The sequence below is a fragment of the Streptomyces sp. NPDC002795 genome, from assembly GCF_042888725.1.
In the GTDB taxonomy this organism is placed as follows: domain Bacteria; phylum Actinomycetota; class Actinomycetes; order Streptomycetales; family Streptomycetaceae; genus Streptomyces.
The window spans coordinates 748,461-770,194 of the sequence record NZ_JBIAQB010000001.1; the positions used below are offsets into that span (position 1 = coordinate 748,461).

17 protein-coding genes and 1 pseudogene are annotated in these 21,734 nt (G+C 71.3%); 9 read left to right on the top strand and 9 right to left on the bottom strand.

The genetic code is table 11. The annotated features are described in order from the left end of the window. Window positions 1-18: 18 nt before the first annotated feature. The 3 genes from ACFYWS_RS03230 to ACFYWS_RS03240 form a co-directional block, all read right to left on the bottom strand. Window positions 19-1,356: an MFS transporter gene (locus ACFYWS_RS03230; RefSeq protein WP_389268931.1), complete on the bottom strand. Its 1,338-nt coding sequence runs from the start codon at window positions 1,354-1,356 to the stop codon at window positions 19-21. Beyond that, a complete protein-coding gene (locus tag ACFYWS_RS03235) occupies window positions 1,353-2,462 on the bottom strand; it encodes an alcohol dehydrogenase catalytic domain-containing protein (RefSeq protein WP_389268933.1) in 1,110 nt (369 codons plus the stop codon). Before ACFYWS_RS03235 ends, ACFYWS_RS03230 begins: the two co-directional genes overlap by 4 nt. A gap of 91 nt (window positions 2,463-2,553) precedes the next feature. Then, window positions 2,554-3,378: a DeoR/GlpR family DNA-binding transcription regulator gene (locus ACFYWS_RS03240; RefSeq protein WP_389268935.1), complete on the bottom strand. Its 825-nt coding sequence runs from the start codon at window positions 3,376-3,378 to the stop codon at window positions 2,554-2,556. A 167-nt stretch (window positions 3,379-3,545) separates the two neighbouring features. On the opposite strand from ACFYWS_RS03240, the gene ACFYWS_RS03245 reads away from it, so the two are divergent. The 5 genes from ACFYWS_RS03245 to ACFYWS_RS03265 all read left to right on the top strand — a co-directional run bounded on the left by ACFYWS_RS03245 (window position 3,546) and on the right by ACFYWS_RS03265 (window position 14,578). After that, the gene (locus tag ACFYWS_RS03245) at window positions 3,546-4,817 is read left to right on the top strand and encodes an MFS transporter (protein WP_389268937.1); all 1,272 of its coding nucleotides are present in this window, start codon (window positions 3,546-3,548) and stop codon (window positions 4,815-4,817) included. Window positions 4,818-5,197: 380 nt separating this feature from the next. After that, window positions 5,198-6,028 (top strand): hypothetical protein, encoded by an 831-nt coding sequence (locus ACFYWS_RS03250; protein WP_389268939.1) that lies wholly within the window; start codon window positions 5,198-5,200, stop codon window positions 6,026-6,028. 80 nt (window positions 6,029-6,108) lie between these two features. Then, window positions 6,109-8,172: a CHAT domain-containing protein gene (locus tag ACFYWS_RS03255; RefSeq protein WP_389268941.1), complete on the top strand. Its 2,064-nt coding sequence runs from the start codon at window positions 6,109-6,111 to the stop codon at window positions 8,170-8,172. Next, the gene (locus ACFYWS_RS03260) at window positions 8,172-13,286 is read left to right on the top strand and encodes a hypothetical protein (protein WP_389268943.1); all 5,115 of its coding nucleotides are present in this window, start codon (window positions 8,172-8,174) and stop codon (window positions 13,284-13,286) included. The genes ACFYWS_RS03255 and ACFYWS_RS03260 overlap by 1 nt, the downstream gene beginning before the upstream one ends. Continuing rightward, window positions 13,283-14,578 (top strand): hypothetical protein, encoded by a 1,296-nt coding sequence (locus ACFYWS_RS03265; protein ID WP_389268945.1) that lies wholly within the window; start codon window positions 13,283-13,285, stop codon window positions 14,576-14,578. Before ACFYWS_RS03260 ends, ACFYWS_RS03265 begins: the two co-directional genes overlap by 4 nt. Here ACFYWS_RS03265 and ACFYWS_RS03270 read toward each other — a convergent pair. Together ACFYWS_RS03270 and ACFYWS_RS03275 are read right to left on the bottom strand one after the other, a co-directional pair. Next, on the bottom strand, window positions 14,550-15,770 hold the full coding sequence (locus ACFYWS_RS03270) for a nitrate/nitrite transporter (RefSeq protein WP_389269478.1): 1,221 nt from the start codon (window positions 15,768-15,770) through the stop codon (window positions 14,550-14,552). The genes ACFYWS_RS03265 and ACFYWS_RS03270 overlap by 29 nt on opposite strands. Window positions 15,771-15,822: 52 nt before the next feature. After that, window positions 15,823-16,218 carry a DUF3662 domain-containing protein gene (locus tag ACFYWS_RS03275; protein ID WP_389268947.1) on the bottom strand — a complete coding sequence of 132 codons (396 nt, stop codon included), beginning with the start codon at window positions 16,216-16,218 and terminating at the stop codon, window positions 15,823-15,825. A gap of 180 nt (window positions 16,219-16,398) precedes the next feature. Here ACFYWS_RS03275 and ACFYWS_RS03280 point away from each other — a divergent pair, with 180 nt between their 5' ends. Next, on the top strand, window positions 16,399-17,136 hold the full coding sequence (locus tag ACFYWS_RS03280) for a GAF domain-containing protein (protein ID WP_389268949.1): 738 nt from the start codon (window positions 16,399-16,401) through the stop codon (window positions 17,134-17,136). 76 nt (window positions 17,137-17,212) lie between these two features. On the opposite strand, the gene ACFYWS_RS03285 is transcribed toward ACFYWS_RS03280, so the two are convergent. After that, entirely contained in the window at window positions 17,213-18,097 is an 885-nt protein-coding gene (locus tag ACFYWS_RS03285) for a SigB/SigF/SigG family RNA polymerase sigma factor (protein WP_389268951.1), read from the bottom strand. Between the two features lie 225 nt (window positions 18,098-18,322). Between ACFYWS_RS03285 and ACFYWS_RS03290 the strand changes: the two genes are divergently transcribed. Continuing rightward, entirely contained in the window at window positions 18,323-18,778 is a 456-nt protein-coding gene (locus ACFYWS_RS03290; protein WP_389268953.1) for an STAS domain-containing protein, read from the top strand. 24 nt (window positions 18,779-18,802) lie between these two features. Here ACFYWS_RS03290 and ACFYWS_RS03295 read toward each other — a convergent pair whose 3' ends face one another. Both ACFYWS_RS03295 and ACFYWS_RS03300 read right to left on the bottom strand, forming a co-directional pair. Then, on the bottom strand, window positions 18,803-19,414 hold the full coding sequence (locus ACFYWS_RS03295) for a hypothetical protein (protein WP_389268955.1): 612 nt from the start codon (window positions 19,412-19,414) through the stop codon (window positions 18,803-18,805). 69 nt (window positions 19,415-19,483) lie between these two features. Further along, window positions 19,484-19,672: a hypothetical protein gene (locus ACFYWS_RS03300; RefSeq protein WP_389268957.1), complete on the bottom strand. Its 189-nt coding sequence runs from the start codon at window positions 19,670-19,672 to the stop codon at window positions 19,484-19,486. On the opposite strand from ACFYWS_RS03300, the pseudogene ACFYWS_RS03305 reads away from it, so the two are divergent. Further along, window positions 19,673-19,972, top strand: a pseudogene (locus ACFYWS_RS03305) (arylamine N-acetyltransferase); the annotation flags it as partial. Between the two features lie 142 nt (window positions 19,973-20,114). Continuing rightward, window positions 20,115-20,438 carry an arylamine N-acetyltransferase gene (locus ACFYWS_RS03310; protein ID WP_389268959.1) on the top strand — a complete coding sequence of 108 codons (324 nt, stop codon included), beginning with the start codon at window positions 20,115-20,117 and terminating at the stop codon, window positions 20,436-20,438. 10 nt (window positions 20,439-20,448) lie between these two features. Here ACFYWS_RS03310 and ACFYWS_RS03315 read toward each other — a convergent pair whose 3' ends face one another. Beyond that, window positions 20,449-21,459, bottom strand: a complete 1,011-nt coding sequence (locus tag ACFYWS_RS03315; RefSeq protein ID WP_389268961.1) for a mechanosensitive ion channel family protein — start codon at window positions 21,457-21,459, stop codon at window positions 20,449-20,451. Between the last annotated feature and the right edge of the window lie 275 nt (window positions 21,460-21,734).

Here is a 21,734-nt window from a genome sequence, read left to right on the forward strand (position 1 = left end):
CGTCCGTACGTGGTCGGGTCAGCGGGCCATGACGGTCCCGGCCGCCTGTTCCTCTTCCGAACTCGGCTCGCTCTGGCGGACGTTGAGGAACGAGACCATCACGAAGGCGGCGCCGTACAGGACGACGAACGCCCACACCACTCCGGCGTTGCCGAGGCCCAACGACAGCACGGCGGCGACCACCGCGGAGCCGAGGAACGAGGCACCACCGGCCGCCGTGGTGTACATGGCCATGGCCGCGCCCTTGAACTCGGCCGGTACGAGCGCCGGCATGATCGCGCCCATCGGTACGAATCCGGCGAGCAGGCAGCCGAACACGCAGCCCGCGACGACGGACACCCAGAAGCCCCAGGTGGACCCGGCGGGCACCAGCTGCGGTACGTACCACCAGGCGAGCAGTCCGACGGAGGAGCCGAAGACTCCGAACCACTGCACGGTGCGGCGCCAGCCCCAGCGGTCGCCGATGGCGCCGAACAGGGCGTTGACGAGGATGTTCGTCGCGTAGACCAGGACGGTCATGGTGAGCCAGCGGCTCTGTCCCCAGCCCCGGTCGTCCGCGATCACGCCGGGCAGGATGATGAACATGCCGTACTGGGGCGCGGTGTTGATGAGCCGCACGAGGAAGCCCATCAGGACCTTGGGCTGACGTGCCGTCAGGCGCAGTCCGGCGGACAGGACTTCGAAAGAGGTCTTGTCGTCCGGGGCCACCCGCCGCGATCCGTGCGGCTCCTTGACGGCGAACCGGGCGATCAGGAAACCGATGACCACCAGCGCCGTGGAAGCCGCCATGGCGCCGGTCTCGCCGCCGGTCGAGCCGCCGAACGCCGGGATCATGCCGAGTGCGAACAGCGAGCCCAGCGTGGGCAGTCCGCCGGTGAACATGACGTAGAACCAGCCGACCGCGGCGCCGTTGCGCTCCTTCGGCGACACGAGGTTCACCCACACCAGGAAGGCGAAGGCGAACAGCGGGTAGCCGAAGCCGCGCAGGAAGTAGGTGAGGAAGACCATGGGCATGCTGCCCGCGGCGAGGCCCGCCAGGAACAGTGCTTCGAAGACGACCCACACGACGGTGCCGAGCAGCATGACACGGCGTGGGCCCCACAGGTCGGTGAGGGCTCCGGAGAGGTAGCTGCCGACCAGCACGGACACGCCGTACATGGAGATGATGGTGCTGGCCGTCGCGGTGGTGCTGCCCAGGACGTTCTCGATGTGCGGGGCGATGAAGTTGGACTCGGTGCCGTTGCCGGTCATGAAGACCAGGACGGCGACGAAGCCCCAGCGCAGCGGGTGGGGTATGCCCATGCGGTCGAGCCGGCTCTCGTGGGGCTTCGTGGGCCCGGTGGCGGCGGCGGTCACGCGACCACCGCGTCGGCCTCGGCGTTCGGCAGGATGGACACCTTCACGGAGGCTCCGGAGGTGTCGGCGACCAGGTCGAGCGCCTTCTGGAAGTCGCGCAGGCCGAACTGGTGGGTGCAGATGTCCTCGACCGGCACCTTGCCTTCTTCGAGGAGGCGGATCGCGGCGGGCCAGCAGTGCGGGCCCAAGTGGGCGCCGCGGACGTCGAGTTCCTTGTCGTCGGAGATGATCGACCAGTCGACCGTGACGTCCGAGCCGAAGACCGAGTACTCGACGTACGTCCCCAGCTTGCGCAGCAGGTTGAGGCCCTGCGCGACCGCGGGTGTGGCGCCGGTGCCCTCCAGGTAGACGTCGGCTCCGTAGCCGTCGGTCATCTCCTTGACGCGTGCGACGACGTCTTCCTTGGCGGGGTTGAGTACGACGTCGGCGCCCGTGCGGCGGCCCAATTCGAGCTTGTTGTCGTCCAGGTCGAGGGCGATGATCTTGAGCGGGTTCTTCTGCCGGGCGCCCGCGATGAGGCCCAGGCCGATCGGTCCGCAGCCGGCGACCACGACGACGTCCTCGAAGTGGATGTCGGCGCGCTCCACCGCGTGCAGCGCGCAGGAGAGCGGCTCCGCGTACGCGGCGTGGTGCGGCTTGAGGTCATGCGAGACCTTGTGGGCGCGGGCCTTCCGCGGAACCACCATGTACTGCGCCATGGCGCCGTGGTGGTTGCGGAAGCCGAACATGTCGTGCGGGCCGCACATCCAGTACTGACCGCGCCGACAGTAGCGGCACTCCTCGCACGGCACGATCTGCTCGCACGCGATGCGGTCGCCGACGCTCACCTGCTGCGCCGCAAGACCGGCGTCGTCACCCGCCACCACCACGCCGACGAACTCGTGACCGGGGATGATGCCGCGCTGCGCCCAGGCCGGGCGGTTCTCGTCGCCCCAGAACTTGGGAGCGCCGTGGTAGCACTTCAGGTCGCTCGCGCACACTCCCACCGCCTCGGTCCGCAGCAGCAGTTCGCCGGGCCCCGGCGTGGGGACATCGACCTCTTCGAGGCGATAGTCCTCGGGCCCGTGGACGACCACGGCCTGCATTCGCTTCGGCACACTGATCACTACTACCTCCATTGGCAGTCGGCTCTTGCGCAACTGGTGGACACGGATCCGTGGGGGTGGATCCGGTGGGATCACGGTGGTTCGGGGTGGATCAGGACCCGGGCGCTCCGGGGCTGAGGGCGGCGACCTGCACGGTGACGCCGTCCTCGCGCAGCGCCTCCAACTCGGCCTGGGAGATGCGGTCGTCGACGATCACGAGGTCGAAGTCGCAGAGCGGGGCGACCCGGTGCAGGGCCCGTTTGCGGAACTTGGTGTGGTCGACGAGCAGGATCCGGCGCTGGGCGGCCTCCAGGAGGGCGCGCTTGACCAGGATCGCCTCCTGCGACTGGTGGTAGCAGTGGCCGTCCGCGACCGCCGAGGTCGAGACGAACACGGTGTCGGCGCGCAGCGGTGTGATGTGGTCGCAGGTCGCCATGCCCTGGAAGGCGTCGTAGTGCGGGTCGTAGCTGCCGCCGAGCGAGATCAGCTCGATGCCGGGCCGTCCCGCCAGTGCGTTGACGATGGCGAGGAAGTTGGTGATGACGGTGAGCGGTCCGCTCTCGGGCAGCGCGCGAGCCAGGGCGAGGGACGTGGTGCTGTCGTCCAGCAGGATCGCCTGACCGCGGTCGATGTGCTCCAGGGCGGCGGTGGCCAGTGCCTTCTTGGCGTCACCCTGCTGCGTCGTCCGGTAGCGGACGTTGCTCTCGAACAGCACGGACTGCTGGGCCGTGGCCGCCCCGCGCGTCTTGCGGAGCCACCCCTCGTCGGCGAGCCGGTCGAGGTCGCGGTGGATCGTCATCACGCTGACCCCCAGCTCGCGCGCCAGGTCCTCGATCCGGGCCGAGCCCAGTTCGAGCACCCGGTCACGGATGCGCTCCTGGCGCGCCTGCGGGTTCAGCAACTCGGCTGACCCATTGGGGAGTTCGTCGGAGGCCACAGCGTTTCCTTCCTGCCGTCGCCCGACAAGCTAACAGCGGACCCCTCAAACACAACACCCCTCGTGTTAGGAATGTGTTCTGCCTTGTGATGCACGGCCGTGTCGTCCCGGCAGAACTACGCTCGTCCTCGTCCTGCCACACCCGACGGAAAAGAGGACTGAGTTGCATGGCTGAAGGAACGAGACCCTCCGTCATACGGTCGCCCGGCGTCCCGCACCTGATGACGGTGGTGCTCTGCTGCTTCTCGGGGTTCGCGCTGCTGCTGCCGGTATCCCCTCAGTGGGCCCTGGACGGAGGCGCCGACGCGTTCGGCGCCGGGCTCGTCACGGCCGTCCTGATGGCCATGACGGTCGCGTCCCAGCTGTGCGTCAAAGCCACGCTCCGCAAGCTGGGGTGGGCGCGTACGTTCGCCCTCGGCGCGCTGCTGCTCGGTCTGCCCGCGCCTCTGCAGGCCCTCAGCGACAACCTGTGGCCGATCCTTGCCACCACGGCGCTGCGCGGCGCGGGCTTCGGCATCATGACCGTGTGCGGGGCCACCGCCGTGGCGGCCCTGGCCCCGCGCGGCCGCCAGGGCGCCGCCATCGGCGTGTACGGCCTGTCGATCGCGCTGCCCCAGGTGGTGCTGACCCCTGCGGCGCCGGCCCTCGTCGCGGCGTTCGCCCTGCCCGTGATCCTCGCGTGCGGCATCCTTCCCGTGTTCGCCCTGCCCTTCACCCCCGCCCTGGGACGCGCCCTCGACGCCCACGCCGACACCCCCGCTCCCGGCCCTTCCGCGCCCCGCACGGGCACGGCCGCCACGCTGCGGCGCATCCTGGTGCCCGTGGTCCTGCTGCTGCTCGTGACCGTGGCCGGGGGCGCGGTCCTGACCTTCACGCCCCAGTTCGCCGGCACACCGGGGGCGGCCGTCGGGGCGCTGGTCACCTTCACGTCGACCGCGGCGGTGACCCGCTGGGGCTGCGGCGTCCTGGCGGACAGGGTCAGTGTCCGGCCGCTCAACTTCGGCCTGCTGCTCGCGGCCTGCGTCGGCCTCGGCCTCGTCGCCTGGGCCGTCCGTTCCGGCCCCGCCGTCCTCCCCGGCCTGCTGGCCGGACTCCTGCTGCTGGGGGCGGCGTACGGAGGGCTGCAGAGCGTCACCCTCGTGCAGGCGCTCAACCGTGCGGGCGCGGAACACCGACACACCACCTCCGTCGCCTGGAACATCGGTTTCGACGCGGGCACCGGCCTCGGCTCGCTGCTGCTGGGCCTCGCCGCCCAAGTGGCCACCTTCTCCGCCGGCTTCCTCGTGATGGCGGTGGCGACGGCGATCGCGGCGGCCCTGACGCTCCGGTCCGGTGGCGGCTCGGCCACTCCCCCGTCGCCGCGCCGCGCGGAAGGCGTCCCGGAAGGCACCCCGGAAAGCACGCCGGGCAAGAAGCGGGGCACCCTCTCGGACTGCTAGGGCCTGTCTTCAAACTCCCGTCGTCGCCCGGAGGGCGGCGCGGCGGCGTCTGGAGCGTGCGTGCCAGGCGTCGCCGGGCAGGCGGGAGTTTGAAGACAGGCCCTAGGGCCTGTCGTTTGGGTCAGGCCCTGGAACGGCATCCCGCTACGCCGTCCCGTCCCCTCCGCGTACCGCCGTCGCCGTACGAGCCGCAGCTCCCGAGGCTCCTGGGGAGCCGTCGCACCTCTGATGCGAGCCCCTGTTCGGAGGCGGCCGGGCCTCTCGTAAGGGGTTCGGGCCGCCCCGAAAGCAGGGGCCGTTCGGCCCGGGGCCGGGGAGCGGAACCGCTGCTAGCCTCCAAAAGAGCTGCCGCGTTCTCACGGGGGCAAGGGGGAGCGGCCATGGCCAAGGGTTCGTTCGAGGCGTACCGGAAGGCGCTCAGTGACGTCTACCGGGGCTGGTGGCTGGCGTGGCCGTTGACGGAGCGCGTCGAGGTCGGTGAGGTGCGCAAGCTGCACCGCGGTGGCTCGGTCGCCGCGGGCAGTCTCGCGGACCGGGGCATCGAGGCGAAGCCGGGACCCGCGGGCGCTCCGGGGGACATCACGTACGACGCCGGGGGCACCGTCGCCGTACGTTTCAAGGCCGCGGGAGTCGCTGCGCAGGGGTTCTCGTCGGTGGCGGCGGCCGAGGCCGGCGCGCTGGTGGAGTTCCGGGACGAGCGCAGCGCCCTGATCGTCTACACCGGTCTCGACCAGTCGGGCCTCGCGGACCTCGCTGAGCTGGCCGGTTCGCTGGTGCGGCGGCTGTGGCGGGGTGACTGGGACCCGGACCTGCTCGTCGTCTCCGACGTGATCGCCGCCCGCGCCGGCACCGTACTCATCGCCGAACGGGCGGGCGCCAGCGCCGAGTTGAGGCTCGCTGGGGCGGTCGGGCCGGGGCCTTTGCAACTGGTCGACCTCGCGGGGCGGGCCGCCTTCAGCGCGTCCAGCCGGCTGGGTCTGAACTGGACCGGGACGGACCTCACCCCCTGCTACCGGGTGCTCCGGGTGCGCCGAACCTGGCTGAAGCGCGTCCGGGAGGAGTACGGCACGCCGCAGCCGGGCCGCGGTCTCGCCGCGGGCCCGGTGCCTCCGCTGCTGCTGGACGAGGCCCGGGACGAGGCGGAGGCCGTCGTCGAACACGTAGAGCAGGCACAGGACTTGGCACATCAGGAGTCGGGGGAACGGCTCTAGGCGCGGAGCGCGGGACACGAGGCGCCGAGCACCACGCACCACGCACGACCGCACTCAGTACGATTTTCGGGGGGCCTGAAATGCCCGACGTAGTTCTTCGCATCACTGAGGACAAGGTCCGACTGCACACGAACTCCGGTGAGTTCGAATGGGCGTTGGGCGACGAGCTGGTGGAGATCGCACGCGACCCGACAGGCGCCAGGGCCGCGGAGTTCACCGCGGCGCTCGAACCCGGGGCGAGCCCGGAACAGCGGGCCGACATCGGACTGCGGTTGCACCACGGGGTGTTGGACGCGGCACCGGCCGGCCTATGGGCCGGTTTGCAGAAGGGTCTGAGCGAACGGAACCCGCTGCGCATCAGGGTCGACATCGAGTGCCGGGCACTGGTCCAGCTGCCCTGGGAGCTGATGCGCGACAGGCGGCAGGCACTGTGGCGCGACAGGTCCGTGCTGCTGCGCCGGGGCCGCGTCGTCACTGCCGCGGACAACCCCCAGGGGAACACCAAGGGCCCGCTGCGGGTCCTGCTCGTGGTGTGCAATCCGCGCGACCGCCGGCTCCTCGCGGACCAGGAGCTGGCGCTGATCGGCGCGGCCCTCACACAGCTGCCCGGCCGGCTGCACACCGAGGTGATCGACGGCCCCAGCCTGCGCGAGCTCATCGCCGAGGTGGACCATGTGCGCCCGCACGTACTGCACTTCATCGGGCACGGCATGCGCGCGGTCGCGGGTGACATGGGCGGGCTCCACTTCAACGCCGCGCAGCCCGCGGCCGGTTCACCCGGACCGGAGCCGGACGAGCCGGAGGTGACCTGGACGCTCGGGCCGGAGCAGATGGACCACCTCTACGGTTCCTGGACGCCGCGGCTCGTGGTCCTCAACGCGTGCCGCCAGGCACACGCCCCTGCGGCCGAGTTCGCGGACCTGATCGACACCTGTCTGGAGCGTGGTTCCTCGGCGGTGGTGGCCATGCAGGCCGACATCGACTCGCCGGCCGCCGCAGAGTTCTCCCATGCGCTGTACGCGGGTCTTGCGTGTGCCCGGTCGATCGACGCGATCATCACCGCGGTCCGCAATCATCTGCACATCGACGATCCGGACGGCCCTTCGTGGGCGCTCCCGGTCCTCCAGTGCGGTGTGAAGGACCCGTCCGACGTGGTGCGGGTGGAGTTCGGCCATCTGGAGCCCGAACTGACGCGGATGAACCGGAGTTGGCCGTTCGCGGAGCTCGCGATGTTCCTGGGGCGGGCCAAGGAGCGGCGTACCGGCTGGTGGGAGCGGCCCGACGACGAGGACACGGTGCCACCGGACCGGCTGCTCGCCATCACCTCCGCGCAGCAGAAGTCCGGCAAGACGTGGCTGGCCAAGTGGTGTCTGCTCACCTGCATGCTGCGCGGCGAGGACATCACGTACATCGATCTCGCCGACTACACGGGCCGGGGCAACGGCGGCGAGCCGGTGACTCTGGACTGGCTGGCCGTGCTGCGGGCGTTGCGGGAGGCCTGCATGGACAAGCGTCAGCCCGATTCCATGAACTCCACGGACTTCGCCCGGTTCAACCAGGTGCTCAACCTCGCGGCCCAGGGCGGCAGGCAGTGGGCCGAGCGGATGCCGTCGTCCGAGGTGGACCTCGGGCACTCCTTCTCGGTGGATGCCGACCGGCATGCCGAGCAGCGCCGGGCCGAGATCTTCGACGTGTTCCTGACCACCCTGCGCAACCGGGCCCTGGTCCGGCGCCGCCCTCATCTGCTGGCCATCGACAGCGCGCAGCGGATCAGCGAGTCCGATTTCCGCAGCGCGCTCCTGCCGCTGCTGCTCGGTCCCGTGCAGGAGCTCGGCGGCGATTTCCCGCTGCGGGTGCTGGCCGTGGCACCGCAGAGCTGGGCGGGGTTCAGGCATCTCCAGGAGTTCATGCCGGGCGCGCCGGTGGTCCTGACCGACTTCCAGCTGCACGACTACAAGCGTCTGGCCAGGGAGTTCTGGGAGCGCAAGCTGCATGAGAACAAGCTGCCGCCGCGCCTGAGTTTCACGGACTTCGAGGCGCTCCTGGAGCGCATGAAGGGCAATCAGCAGTCCTTCCATGTCGGGGTGTATCAGCGGGTCCTGGACACGTGGCTCGAGATGGGTGGCATGAGGGAGGCGGGCTGATGTCCGATGCGGAGGAGCGTCTCGCGGCCGCGTTCAGCGAACTCGCCGACCGGCTCGGCCAGGGCGAGGCTTTGGAGGACATCCGGCGCGCCCTGCTGCCCGGGGAATGGACGGACACCCTCCGGGCCGCGGCCGTCGCGCGGCTCTTCGACGAGGAGGCGTACGCCGTCGTCCGGGACTTCGTGGGCGGCGCCCCGCCCGGTCTCACGGTTCTGCTGGAGCGCGGCGCCGTGGAGGAGGTTCCCGGCCAGCGGATGTGTTACCAGGTCCCGGACGCGGACCGGCCCGCCTATCTGATCCCCTGGCTGGAGGAGAACAACAGCGCCCCGTATCCCAAGCAACTCATCGAACTCGAAAGGTTGTTGAGCGAGCACTGGGGTGCGCGGGGCAGGCCGGCCGAGCAGCTTCGGCACATGATGCTCGCCGATCCGCAGGGCGCCGCCTCTCTCTTCTTGGAGCTGTTCCTCGCGAGTGACACCAAGCGTGACTTCACCCGCTGCCAGGACCTCGTCGACGTACTGGTGGATCCGGACCGGGCGGGTATCGCCCCGCGCCCGCTCCTCAAGCTGGGTGAGGACCGCGCCGGCCATCTGCGGGCGCGCACGTACTGGGCCGCCGACTACGCCCGCTGCGCCCAGTTCCTCGAACCGGACGGACTGTGGGAGCGGGCCAGGCGGCTGCTGTCCGCGCAGGGCCCGCGCGTCTGGCAGATGCACGGCACGGGCGGCACCGGCAAGACCATGCAGCTGCGCTGGCTGGTGTCACGCCGGGCGGTCACGGCCGAGGCCGACATCAACTGCGCCCGGATCGACTTCGACGTCGTCGACCCGCTGAACGCGGCGCACTGGCCGTGGCTGCTGCTCCTGGAGGCGGCCGAGCAGCTCGAACAGCGGCTGCCGCAGCGGGTGTTCACCGGGCTCGACAAGTACGCCGCCTACCGGTCCCTGCTGCGCCGCCCCACCTCGCGCTCCGCCGCCGAGGCGGCCCGCGGCATCCGTTCGCAGGACGAGGGCCGCATCGGGCGCGAGGTCGTCGACGCCTTCACCTCCCGGTTCAACAAGAGCTTCGGCACGGACCGGCCCGTGCTTCTCGTGGTGGACACACTGGAGGAGGTCGTGCTGCGCAGCGCCTCCCACACGGACGGACTGCTGCGGCTGCTCGGCGAGACCGTGCGCGCCTGTCCGGCGCTGCGTCTGATCCTCTCCGGCCGCCCCGATCTGAGCATCCGGCACGGCAAGGCGCTCGCTTCGCTGGGTGACTACGAGAACGTACAGGTGGTGCAGTTCACCCCCGACGAGGCGGACCGCTATCTGCGCGAGGTACGCGATGTCCGGCACGCGGAGCTGCGGGACATCATCGTGCGCCGCAGTTCCGGCATGCCGTTCCACCTCGCGCTCTTCGCGGACGTCACCGACCAGAACCCCGAGGTCACGGCGGAGGAGCTGGGCAGCCTGCGCGATCCGCTCGTCCGCTACCTCGTCAAGCGTGTGCTGCGGCGCATCGAGGACCCGGTCGTGCTGTGGCTGGTGCGGTACGGAGTGATCCCCCGGCGGCTGCGCCGCGAGCACGTCCACGACATCCTGCGGCCCCATCTGGAGAAGCGGATGACCGTCGGTCCCGCGCAGGTGGCGGACGACCCGCTGACCGACGCACATCAACTGCACGGCGAGGGGACGGTCTTCCCGCCGGTCCCGCCGCCGGACCGGGAGCGCCTCGACGACGCCTGGGAGAAACTGCTCCAGTACGCGGGCGGCTCGTCCTGGATCAGCGAGGTCGCGGGCGACGAGGAGTCCGTGGTCTTCCACAGCGTGGTCCTCGGCCCGATGCGCGACCTCATCTCCGACAAGAGCGTCTTCACGGAGCTGCACCAGGACTTCGCCCAGCGCTTCGAGCAGCGGGCCGCTGCCGCGGGCGAGGGTGATCCGGAGAACTGGGCCTGGTATCTGCGCGAATCCCTCTACCACCGCTTCCAGATGCGCGATCCGCGCGCGCCGCGGCGCTGGCGCGGCGCGATGGAGCGCGCCTGGGCGGCCGGGAACACCGATCAGTTGCGCGGTCTCGCCGAGGAGATCCTCGGGGACGAGTACGTGGACCGCGAGGTCCCGCGCCGTGTGCGCGGCGGCACCGTCATCACGTTCTCCCTGATGGCCGAGGCCCATCTGAACATCGCCTACGCCCAGTTCCGCGAGGCCATGGCGGAGGGCACGCCCTCGGAGGCGCACGACCATGTGTGGGCCGAGATCGAGCTGCATCTGACGCGGGCGGAGGAGCTGTTCGCGCAGGGCGGTATCAGCGCGGAGGCCCGGCCGCACTCGGTGCGCGAGGACGTCGTACGGGCCGCGATGCTGGGCCTGGGCGGGAACGCGGGGGACGCCGTGCACCTGCTCGATCAGTGCGTGCTGTCCCGCGCGGAGCTTCCCGCGCTTGAGCGGCTGTGGGCGCTGAGCATCCGCGCCGCGCAACTGCGCCTGCTGCGCTCGCAGGACACGGCGGCGGCGTACCACCAGGTCCTCGTCTTCGCGCGGGAGATCGGCCAGCGGGGCGTCGCGGCGACCGCCGCGTCGGCGGAGGCGGCGCAGCGCCGGCTGATGGGCGACGTCGGCCGGGCCATCGAGCTGTACGCGCAGGCCGCCGAGCTGTTGGAGGAGGCCGGGCAGCCCACGTTCCAGGCCGTGGCCCAGCGGGCCGGGCTGCTGCTGCGCTGCCGCCGCGCGGAGCTGGCTCTCAACGTGCTCGAAGCGGCGCGTGTCACCACGGCGGCGGAGCAGGCGGACAAGGCGCGGCTCCAGGCCAAGGCGCAGCTGCTGCTGGGACGCGAGGAGCCGGCGCTCGCCGCGATCCACCGCGCCGACGTCGCCGCGGGACAGTTGCAGGGCGCCGAGCGCTATCGGCACCTGGCACAGAACGCCCAGCTGCGCGGCGTGGCGTTCGGCGAGCTTCAGGAGCTCTCCGACGCCAACGACTGGTTCACGAGCGCGGCGGGACTGTGGTCCGAACTCGGCTATCTGACGGGTGAACCCGAGTGCCACTACCTGTTCGCCCGCTTCCTGCTGCGCGACAGCTTGGACTTCACCTCCGCCCACCGGCTGCTGGAACCCAAGGAGTCGCCGGGCCAGGAACCGGAGTTCAGGCTGCGCCTGCACCTCCTCGCCCACGAGTGGGCGAAGCGCACCCAGGGGGTGACATCCGTCGAGGGACTGCCCGTGCCGTACGGGGAGCTGCCCGCGCTCGTGCGCCCCTTGCAGGTGCTGTGCCACATCGCGGCGCTGACCGAGGACCAGGCGCCCGGAGGGCACTTGCGGCAGCTGGCGACGGCGCTTGCCGAGGTGCGGCCCGCTCAGGCGCGGCTGGCCACCTTGCGCGACCTCGTCGACAACCCGGCCCTGGAGAACCGGGTGCCCTGGCCGCTGCTGCGCCCCTTCTTCGAGATGACGGACGACGGCGACAATCCCGATCAGGCGCTGGCCAGGCTCCTGATCGCCCAGGTCGGCGGGGACGATCCCGCGCGGCTGAAGCGGGCGGTGGCGAGTCTCGTCGACGCGGCGGGCGGGAACCGGCTCATCGTCTGGCGGTGCGCGCGCATCGCCGCGCGCTCCGGGCACCGGAAGCTGGCCGTGCGGCTGCTTCGTCGGGTGCCGTGGGAGCAGGCCCGCCCCGTGCCGAGCGACGCGCCGCGTGTCCCGCACGCCCGGCTCGCGCTCGCCGCGCTGGTGCTGCTCGCCGGGATCGAGCCGGACCGCACCGCGGCGGTTCAGGCGTTCAACCGGGCCGTGTCGCTGGCCTCGCACACCGGCATCGTTCAGCAGAGCCTGCCGATGACGCTGACCGAGTGCGCGCGCCGCGTCCAGGTCGACGGCGTGCCGGAGCGGATCAAGGACCTGCTGCTCAGTCTGAGCTGGCCGGTGATGCGCGATACGGACCGTCAGGACGATCTGCGCCTCTTCCAGGACTGGCCGGGCGAGCGGACGCTGGCGCTGCGCCGCCGCCCGGACATCGACCCGGTGGACGACGAGGCCTCGCCCCACCCGGCGAAGCTGGCGGACTGGCACGCCGACGAGTGGCTGCTGCGCACCGCCCTGAGCAGGTCCACGCTGCGCCGGCTGCGGTTCGCCCGGCTCGAGTCCGACGATCCGACGGCGCACGCGCTGCCCTGGGAGATGACGCTGCAGCACGCGCTGGACGCGGGGGGCGACGACCAGCAGCCGGTGATGTACCGCACGCTGCCCTCCGCGGCCCGTCACATCGACGTGCGCTGGCTGCAGCTCCGCATGAACCGGCACCTCGGTGTGAGCCTCGACGTGGACGGCCTCGTGGGGCCGGAGACCCGCAAGGCACTGAACCGCGTCCAGGCCGGGGACGCGGCGGCGGGTTGGCCGCTCGTCAGCCCGGAGACCAGGCGCGCACTGCAACGCGGCGAGACACGCGAGCCAGGTCCGCGGCAGGTCCTGGTGTTCAGCACGAAGCAGGCGGAGCGGGTGGTGCCTCTGTCGTACTGGCAGCGCCGCCTCCACCTCCAGCAGCGCCGCTTCCCGGTCAGGCTGGTCGTGGTGGACTCGGTGCCCGATCTCGCCGGCCGTCTGACGTCGCCTCCGGACGGCACCGACGTCCTGCACATCGTCGCCCCGCTGCGGCAGCGCGACGGGATGCCGTATCTCGAGTTCTCGCCGCCAGGCCATGCCCGCCGCCTGGAGAGCAAGGCGCTCGGCTCGGACCTCTTCCCGAGTCAACTGTCCCGCTGGCTGGCCGGGTTCGAGCCGGGTAGCGCACCGCTGGTGGTGCTCGAACCGCCGTGCCCCGGTTCAGAGGTGGACGTCCACGTCCAACTGGCGCTGCGCAACCTCTTCGCGGCGCAGCTGTTCCGGCTCGGCGACTGCCCGGCGATCGTGTGCACGGGCCTGTTCCCCGAGGGCGGCCTTGAGCACGTGGTCGCCTTCTACCAGGCGCTGTCCGACGAGGCCTCCGTGGCGCACGCGGTACGCGGCATGCGCACGGCGATCGGCGTCGGAGGGGAGGACCGGGGCACCACGTTCGAGACGAACGAGGACGCGCTGCGGGCGACAGCACTGTACGCGGCGTCCTCCGCGCTGCTGCGCCGCCCGATGGGGCAGTCGTGACACCGCCGGCGGAGCTGGAGTCGCTGCTCGACGGGCTGAGCGACGAACTGACCGCCTGGCGACGGCTCACGGTCGGCGAGCATGCCCCGCTGGAGAAGCACCACAGTCAACTCCGGGCTGTGGAGGCGGTGTTGGGCGAGGGCATCGCGGCGGCGCGTGCCGAACTCGCCGCCGGTTCCGGAGCGGCGGGCCTGCCCGTACTGGTCCTTGACCTGCACCACGTCTGGGACTACTTCCGCTCCAAGTTCGCACTGCGCAGGCTCGACGAGTACCGCGGTTACCTCGACGCCGCGGACGAGCTCGCCTGGGCGTGCTACGAGGGCCCGCTGAAGGCGGCACTCGGGACCGGGTCCGTGCGGCCGAAGGAACCACCACTCGTGTCGTTCAGCCGGGATCCGGCGCCGCGTGCGCACCGGCGCGGGGGTCAGTACCGCGACCTGTTGCCGCGTGGCGGGATGCACACGCGCGCGGGTGTCCAGCTGGTGCGCAGCCTGCCGTTCCCGGTGATCGACGTGCCCTGGTACTACGGCTCGCACGTGCCCGCCGTGCTCACCGTCGCCCATGAGGTCGGCCATCACATCGAGGACGACTTCGGCCTGACGGAGACGATCGCCACGCGCCTCGTGGGGACTTCGCTGCCCGAGGCGTGGATCGGTGAGGTGTTCGCGGACGTGTGCGCGAGCCTGGCCTGCGGGGTGGCGTACCTCGCGGTCCTCGCGGATGCCCTGGGCGCGCTGGAGCCCGAACCACCGGGCGGCGTTGGGCAGTTGTCGACGCACCCTCCCCTCGGCGCCCGTCTCCGGATCTGCTGCGCCGCCCTGGACCTGGCCGGTCACGAACGCCCGAAGGCGTGGCCCGCACCGGTCGCCGAGGCATTGGCGGCGGACGGCACCGATGTCACCTCTACGAAGGTGGCCGCGGCCCTCCTCGACGACGGCTACCCGCAATTCGCCTGCCGCCGTCTCCCGGACCTGCTCCCCTCGGCGCCGGTGGGCCGACTGCACGCCGACCGTTTCCTCGCGGGGCTGCCGTCCGGTCTCTCGCGCGTCCCTGGTGTGTTCGCCGCGGCGGCGCTGGCGTTCGTGACCTGCCCGGCCGAATACCGGGCCCGCCGTGTCGGTGCCCGAGCGGTCTCCGAGGCCCTCGCACTACGACCCGAGGGACCACGTGCCGAGGAGCGCACGGACGCGGCGAAGGACGGGGATCGGGACACGTCGGCAGGAGACCGATTGCTAAGGGCACTGCGAGCGGCGGGGACGGACCTCAACCCACCGCCGCGCGCCGGTCCCTGACGATCGACCGGCTCATGGCCACCACACCCCCGACGGGCCCCAACGCGAGCACCAGCAGCGCGACCCGCCACGACGTGTGCTCGACCAGCACGGGGACGCCCCACAGCGTGAGCGCGGTGGTCGAGTAGCCGAGCGCGAGCTGCAGCGAGAGTGCCCCGCCTACGTAGTCGGGGTCCGCCCGTTCGGTGACCAGCGCCGAGAACTGGGCGGAGTCGGCCACCACCCAGAATCCCCAGAAGACACACACCGCGATGACCAGGCCCGACGGCATCGCGTCGACACCGACAGCGAGCAGCAGCGCGGCCCCGCCGGAACAGACGAGGCAGAGCCGCGCGGCGGAGGCACGCCCCCACCGGTCGCCGAGCACACCACCGACGAGGCACCCGAACGCACCGACTCCGATGCACACAAAGGCGATGGCGGACGCCAGCACATCCGTACGACGCGCCTCCTCGACCAACGGGACGCTGGCCAGCAGCGAGGCCACCGTGCCCCACATGGCGTACAGCTCCCACATGTGTCCCACGTACCCGAGGTCGGCGAGCACGACATCGCGGTTGCGCAGCGACCGCAGGGCGCCCCCGACGGTGACCCGGCGCCGCGGGAACGGGTAGGGGCCGGGCGACCGCAGACAGAGGGCGAGCACGCCTCCGCACGCGCCCATCAGGGACGTCACCGCGATGACGAGATGCCAGTCCACGCCTCCGGCGGCGTTCACCGCGTGCGGCAGGGCCGAGCCGACGGTCAGCGCGCCGATCATGACGCCCAGCGCCTTGCCCCGCCCGGCACGGAACCACGTCGCGGTCTCCTTGAGCGCGGGCGGATACACCGCCGCGAGAAAGAACCCGGTGACGAGCCGCAGCGCGACGGCCGACCACAGTCCGTCGGCGAGCAGCACCCCGAGATTGGCCGCCGCGGCGCCCAGCGCGCCACCACACATCAGAAGGCGGTTCGCCACCCGGTCCGCCAACCCGGACATCGCCGACGACACCGCGCCCACGACAAACCCGAGTTGCACGGCGACGGTCAGCAACGCCCCCGCCCCGGGGCTCAGCCCCCACTCCTCCTTCAACTGCGGCAGCACGAACGAGGCGGAGAACCACACACTCATCGACAACAGCGTGCTCGCCGCGACCACGGCCAACGCGACACCGGGCGCCATCCGGCGCGGCTCCCCGCGCCGACGTTCCATACGACTCACGCCTCCATGGTGCGCGTGGACGGCGGAGTTCGGCCAGAGCCCCTCACTCGCCCCGGCGTTGCGCGGTGAGTGGTGCGATGCGGCTGTGGACGCGGAAGCGGCCGACGGTGGCGCTCGTCGACGGCTTCAGGTGGACGGCCACGGGGCCCGCGAAGGTGTATCCCGACTCCGCGGCATGGCGGCGTACCTGGACGGCCAGGTGGCGGCCCACATCGCCACCGTGCGCGGCGAGTTGGAGGTGGACGGGCGGGGGCAGCTCGACGACGAAGGCGTTGGGGACCAGTACCCGCTGCCGTCCCAGGATCAGTGCCTGGTCGTCGCACTGCCGACGGAGTATCGACACCACCTCGCCCCGCTTGCGCCGGGGCGGGAGCAGCCGGGACCACATCGTGTCGGTCCAGCGTTCCATCGTCCGTTCCACGTCTTCGACCAGTCTCATCGTGTTCGGCTGCCCGTCGCCGGGAGCAGGACACTCGTCCGATGGGGTGGCCGGTGACCGTCTCCCGCACGCGAGTACGAGCCCGCAGGCCCCGGACGGCCGCGTCGAAAAATCGGATGCGTGAGATCGGTGTGCGGGTGGTAGGCGGACTCCCACCTGTCCGGAAGGGATGTGATGTGCATGTTGGAGGAAGGCTCGTCGATCGTTCACGAGGTGTCGCTCGCGGCGGCCGTGGGACGGCGTGCCCTGCCGATACGGCTGTGCACGGCGTTCGCCGGGTCGCTGGGCGCGCAGCACGCGACGATGTCCCTGTTTCCCTGCCTCGAACAGTGGCAGTTGCTGTACGCCAGTGACGAGGGTGCCTTGCGGGCCGAGGCCGCGCAGTTCGCGCATGCCGAAGGGCCTTCGGTCAGCGCCGCGTTGGAGGCGCGGACCGTCTTCGTCCCCGAGGTGCGCGACCACGACAGCCGGCCGCACGGGCCGGACTGGTCCGACGATCTGCCCGGGGTGCGACACGTCCTGGCGCTTGCGCTGCACCGCGAGTTCCGGCCGGTCGGTGTGATCTGCCTCTACTTCACCCGCCCCGCCCACCTGTCGGCGGCACACATCGCCGAGGCCGAACGGGCCGCCGACCTCGCCCGCGAGGAACTGCTGCGCTGGCGCCCCGCGCACGCGAACCCCGCGGGCCCCCACCCGGTCTGGGCCACCGACACCCGCGCGGCCCGCTGGGAACGGATCCACCGGGCCGCCGGTCACGTGGCCGCGCGCGAGGACTGCGCGGTCGGTGACGCGCTGGCGTGGCTCCAGGCGGCCAGCACACGTCGGCGGCAGTCCTTGCTCGACACCTGCGACCTGGTCCTGCAGCCCGCCGGGGCGCGTCCGGGCGCACACCGGGCCGCCCCCGCCGCCGTGTGCTGAGCCCCGCCCCGTGCGCGGGCCCCGCCGCGCCGAACGGCTGCGGCGGGGCCCGGCCGGTCCTTCCGGGCGCCGGACGCTACTCGACGAGCCGCGCCCGGAGCCGGTCCAGGACGCGTGTGAGGAGCCGGGAGACCTGCATCTGCGAGACGCCCAGTTCGCGTCCGATCTCGGCCTGGGTCATCTCGTCGACGAACCGCAGCGCGAGGAGTGTGCGTTCCCGCCGCGAGAGGGCGGCGATCAGGGGCTTGAGGGCCTGGAGGTTCTCCGCCTTGGCCAACTCCGGGTCGTGGCAGCCGATGTGGTCGGCCAGCGTGTCGTCGGCGTCTGCGTCGGCCGACCAGTCCAGCGAGGCGGCGGTGCAGCCGTTGGCCGCGGTCAGCCCCTCGGCGACCTCGTCCTCGTCCAGGCCGAGGTCGGCGGCGAGTTCGGCGACGGTGGGCGCGTGGCCGTTGGCCTGTTCGAGGCGGGTGTTCGCCCGGTCGAGGTGCTGGCTGAGTTCCTGCAGCCTGCGGGGGACGTGGACGGCCCAGGTGGTGTCGCGGAAGAAGCGCTTGATCTCGCCCAGGACGGTGGGCAGGGCGAAGCTGGTGAACTCCGCTCCACGGCACAGGTCGAAGCGGTCGATGGCCTTGATCAGGCCGATCGTGCCGACCTGCACGACGTCCTCGTAGGAGTCGCTCCGGGCCCGTAGGCGCCGGGCGGCGTAGTGCACGAGGTTCAGGTTGAGCTCGATGAGGTTGTTGCGTACGTAGGCGTACTCGTGGGTGCCCTCCTCGAGTTCACCGAGCCGGGCGAACAGCGATTTGGACAGCTCACGGATGTCCGCCGCCGTGAGGCCACCCGTGTCGGGGAGTGACGGAAGGGCCGGCGCGTCGGCCGCCGGGGCCGCACCGCCGGGCCCGGTGGTATGTCGTCCAGTCGCATCGGGACGCTGGATCGCTGGGCTGTCGGCCTGGGGCATCTTCGTCGCTCCCTCGTGCAGAAGGCACTCCCCCGTCGGGAGTGCGGCGTCCACGGCTCATACCCACCACCCCCCGTTACACACCTGTAACTTGACGTCCCGTCATGCATGGGGCGCGGGTCTACGGAAAGCCTGCGCTCATTGATGTACTTCAGCGCGTAGGCGGGAAGGTCCGGGGCAGCCGACGAGGACACCGTCGTATCCGTACGACTCACCGGAGGTGCGATGTCCACGCAGGGCGGCCGGCTTTCCGTCACCGAGCTGGCGCGGTGCGAGCACTGTGCGGTGCTGCGCGTGAGCGGTGAACTCGACCAGAACTGCGAGCAGTTCTTCCTCCGCGCGATCGGAACCCGGGTGCTGTCCGGACACCGACATCTGGTGCTGGACGTGACGGCACTCACGTTCTGCGACTCGCGAGGCCTCAACTGTCTGCTCGCCGCCCGCTGGCTGCTGCGGCGCCGCGAGGGCCTGCTTCTGCTGGCCGGTCCCGGGCGCCGCCTGTCCGATCTGCTCATCCAGACGGCCAGCAGTGAACTGCTTCCGACCCACTCCACCGTGAGCGGGGCCCTGAGGGCTCTGCCCCCGCACCAGCGCCCTGTCTGGCCGCCGCCCGCTCACGACGACGAGGGCCTCACCGCGCCACCGGCGGCCTGCGCGGTGGACGGGGACGCGGTCCGCTGAGCAGGACCCGGCGGGCCCGGACGGTCAGACCGCGGCCGGCACGTCGCAGGGGCAGGGGAGGTACGCCAGGCCGAGTTCGCCGTCGACGGCGCGGCTGGTGCGGGTGGCGGCGTCGGCGACCTTCTCCCAGGAGCCGTACTTGGCGTGGAGCTGGTCGGCGGTGGGGCCGAGGGGGTTGCCGTACTTCACCGTGTTGCGCGCTTCGAGGACCCGGACCTCCTCCGGAGTCATCCCGGCCCGGGTGATCTCCTTGGCGTCGTTGCGCATGTCGACCAGGCGGCGGGCGATCTCCTCCGGGCCGCGCCCCTCGGCGCGCATCGCGCACCGTACGCGGTCCATGTCGCCGATGAGGTCGAGGTACCGCATCCGGATGTCGCGCTGTTCCACCCGCTCGTCCGGTGTGGAGCGGCGGATCTCGCACACGACGGGTTCCGGGCTCGTACACGCGCCGACGGCGGGCGGCTCCTGGGACAGCGGGGCCACGACGGCCGAGCCGCCGCAGGCGGAGTCGGCGCAGTGAGCGGCCGACGCGGAGGGCGCGAGGACGAAGCCGGTGGACAGGGCGGTCGTCAGCGCGGTGGCGGCGACCAGAGCGGCGCGCCGCAGGAGCCGGGCGGAGGTGGGACGCAGAGTCATCCCGCCAGTGTTCGGTGCGGGCATCCCCCGCTCCGGGCGGCGCGCCTGCAGGTCACACCTGCGGGCGATTCAGCGCTGCTGCTGAAGGTGTGCGGCCGTTCGGGTGGGCCGTCCGGAATAGCCACCGAGCCCGCCGAGGTTGACCCCTGCATGTGGAGCAGCGAGCAACTCGACCTGGACGCCTATCTCGCCCGCCTCGGATACGAGGGCGACCGTGCGCCCACCCTTGAGACACTGCGGGCCCTTCAGCGCGCGCATGTGCTGTCCTTGCGGTGGGACACCTACGACTCATTCCTGTACCGCGAGGTGCGGATCGACGTGCCGTCGGTCCAGGACAAGCTGGTGCGCAGGGGCCGGGGCGGTTACTGCTACGAACACACCGTGCTGTTCGCCGCGGCGCTGGAGGCGCTCGGCTTCCGTTTCACGGCCGTCTCCGCGCGGGTGCAGCTCGGCGCGGACTCCACCACGCCCCGCCCCCTGACCCACGCGATGCTGATCGTGGACCTGGACGACAGGCAGTGGCTGGTCGACATCGGTTTCGGCGCCAGCCCGTTGGAGCCCATCGAGCTGGTCGACGGCGCTCGCAGCGAAGCCGGACCGTGGCCGTACCTGCTGCGGCGGCAGGTCATCACCCACGGTTCGCCGGGCTGGGCGGTGCACCAGCGCGGGGACGGTCCGGAGGGGGCCGGAGGGCTGGACAGTGCGGCAGGTCTTCACCGAGGCCCCGCAGTACCCCATCGACTACGCGGTCGGAAACCACTTCGTGTCCACGCACGGCCACTCCCCCTTCGTCACCCGGCCGTACATCCAGCGCCTGCGCACGGACCGGTACGACACGCTCGACGCACTGGTGTGGACGACCCAGCGACCCGGGCAGGAGGACCCGGTGACGCAGACCGTGCCCCCGCACGAGGTGCCCAAGCTCCTCGACGACGTCTTCGACATCCGCATGGACCCCGAGGAGGCCGCTCTCCTGGTGACCCGGCTGACGGAGCTCGACGCCGCCCGGAACCCGGCCACGTAACCGGAACCGCTCAGCGCGACATCGGGACGTTCGCGCGGTCGTCCTGTGCGTCGCTGTCCTTGCCGCCGCGCACCCACACCGCGCGCTGCGGGAAGGGCAGTTCGATGCCGGCTGCGTCGAGGGCCTCCTTGGCCCGGCGGCGCAGCTCACGCGTGACCGCCCACTGCTTCAGAGGCGCGGTCTTCACGACGAGCCGCACGACGATGCCGTCGGCCTCGATCGACTGCACACCCCACACCGACGGGTCCTCAAGCAGGACACCCTTGTAGTCGTGGTCCGAGCGCAGCGACATGCCGGTCTCCTCCAGTACGGCGAAGACCTTCTCCAGGTTGGAGTCGTACGCCACCGATACATCGAGCACCGCGCGGGCCCACTCCTGGCTGTCGTTGCGGACGCGCATGATCTCGCCGTTGCGGATGTGCCACAGGCCGCCGTTGAGGTCGCGGACCTGGGTGAGGCGGAGCCCGACGTGCTCGACCTCGCCGACGGCCTCGCCGAGGTCGACCGAGTCACCGACGCCGTACTGGTCCTCGATCATGATGAGCATTCCGGCCAGATAGTCGGCGACGAGGCTCTGCGCACCGAAGCCGATCGCCAGACCCACCACGCCCGCGCTGGCGAGCAGCGGGCCGAGCGCGATACCGATCTGGTCGAGGATCATGGCAAGGCCCATGACGGTGACGACGATGGTCACGATGCTGCTGAGCACCGAGCCGATGGTGCGCGCCCGCTGCTCGCGCCTCTCCTGCGCACGGGAGGCGTCGCGCTGCAGCACGGCGGGGCCACGGGTGGTGCGTCGCGGCTCGCCGTCCTGCTCGTTGGCTTGCAGAACCCTGTTCACGGTCCGGGTTATCGCCCGCTGGGCGAGCGCGCGCACCAGCACGGCGCAGAGAACGATCAGGAGGATACGGAGCGGTACGCCGACGAACGTGCCGAGGTTGTCCCGCAGCCACTCGGGGGCGCTGGTCACCGGATTCTCGCTGCTGAGGGGATACGACGTGAACGCGTCAAGGGATGACACGGGGAAGCTCCGTTCCGTGGCGGGACAAGGAAGTGCCTGAGCAAGTACTCGGCGCCCGAACCTATTTACCGCTCTCCGCCGAGGTCAAAGCGATGAAGAGGGATGTGTGGAGCCTTCACGCGCCCCGACGGGACCTTCGCATCCTCGTCACCACCGCCAGGCGAGATCTCTTCGATGTTCCGCTCCCCGGCATCCACGCCGTGGATCAGCGTCATCAGAAGTCGCGATGATGCGGAGGATTCCCAACCGGCCCGCCCACAAGCACAGTTGCGCAT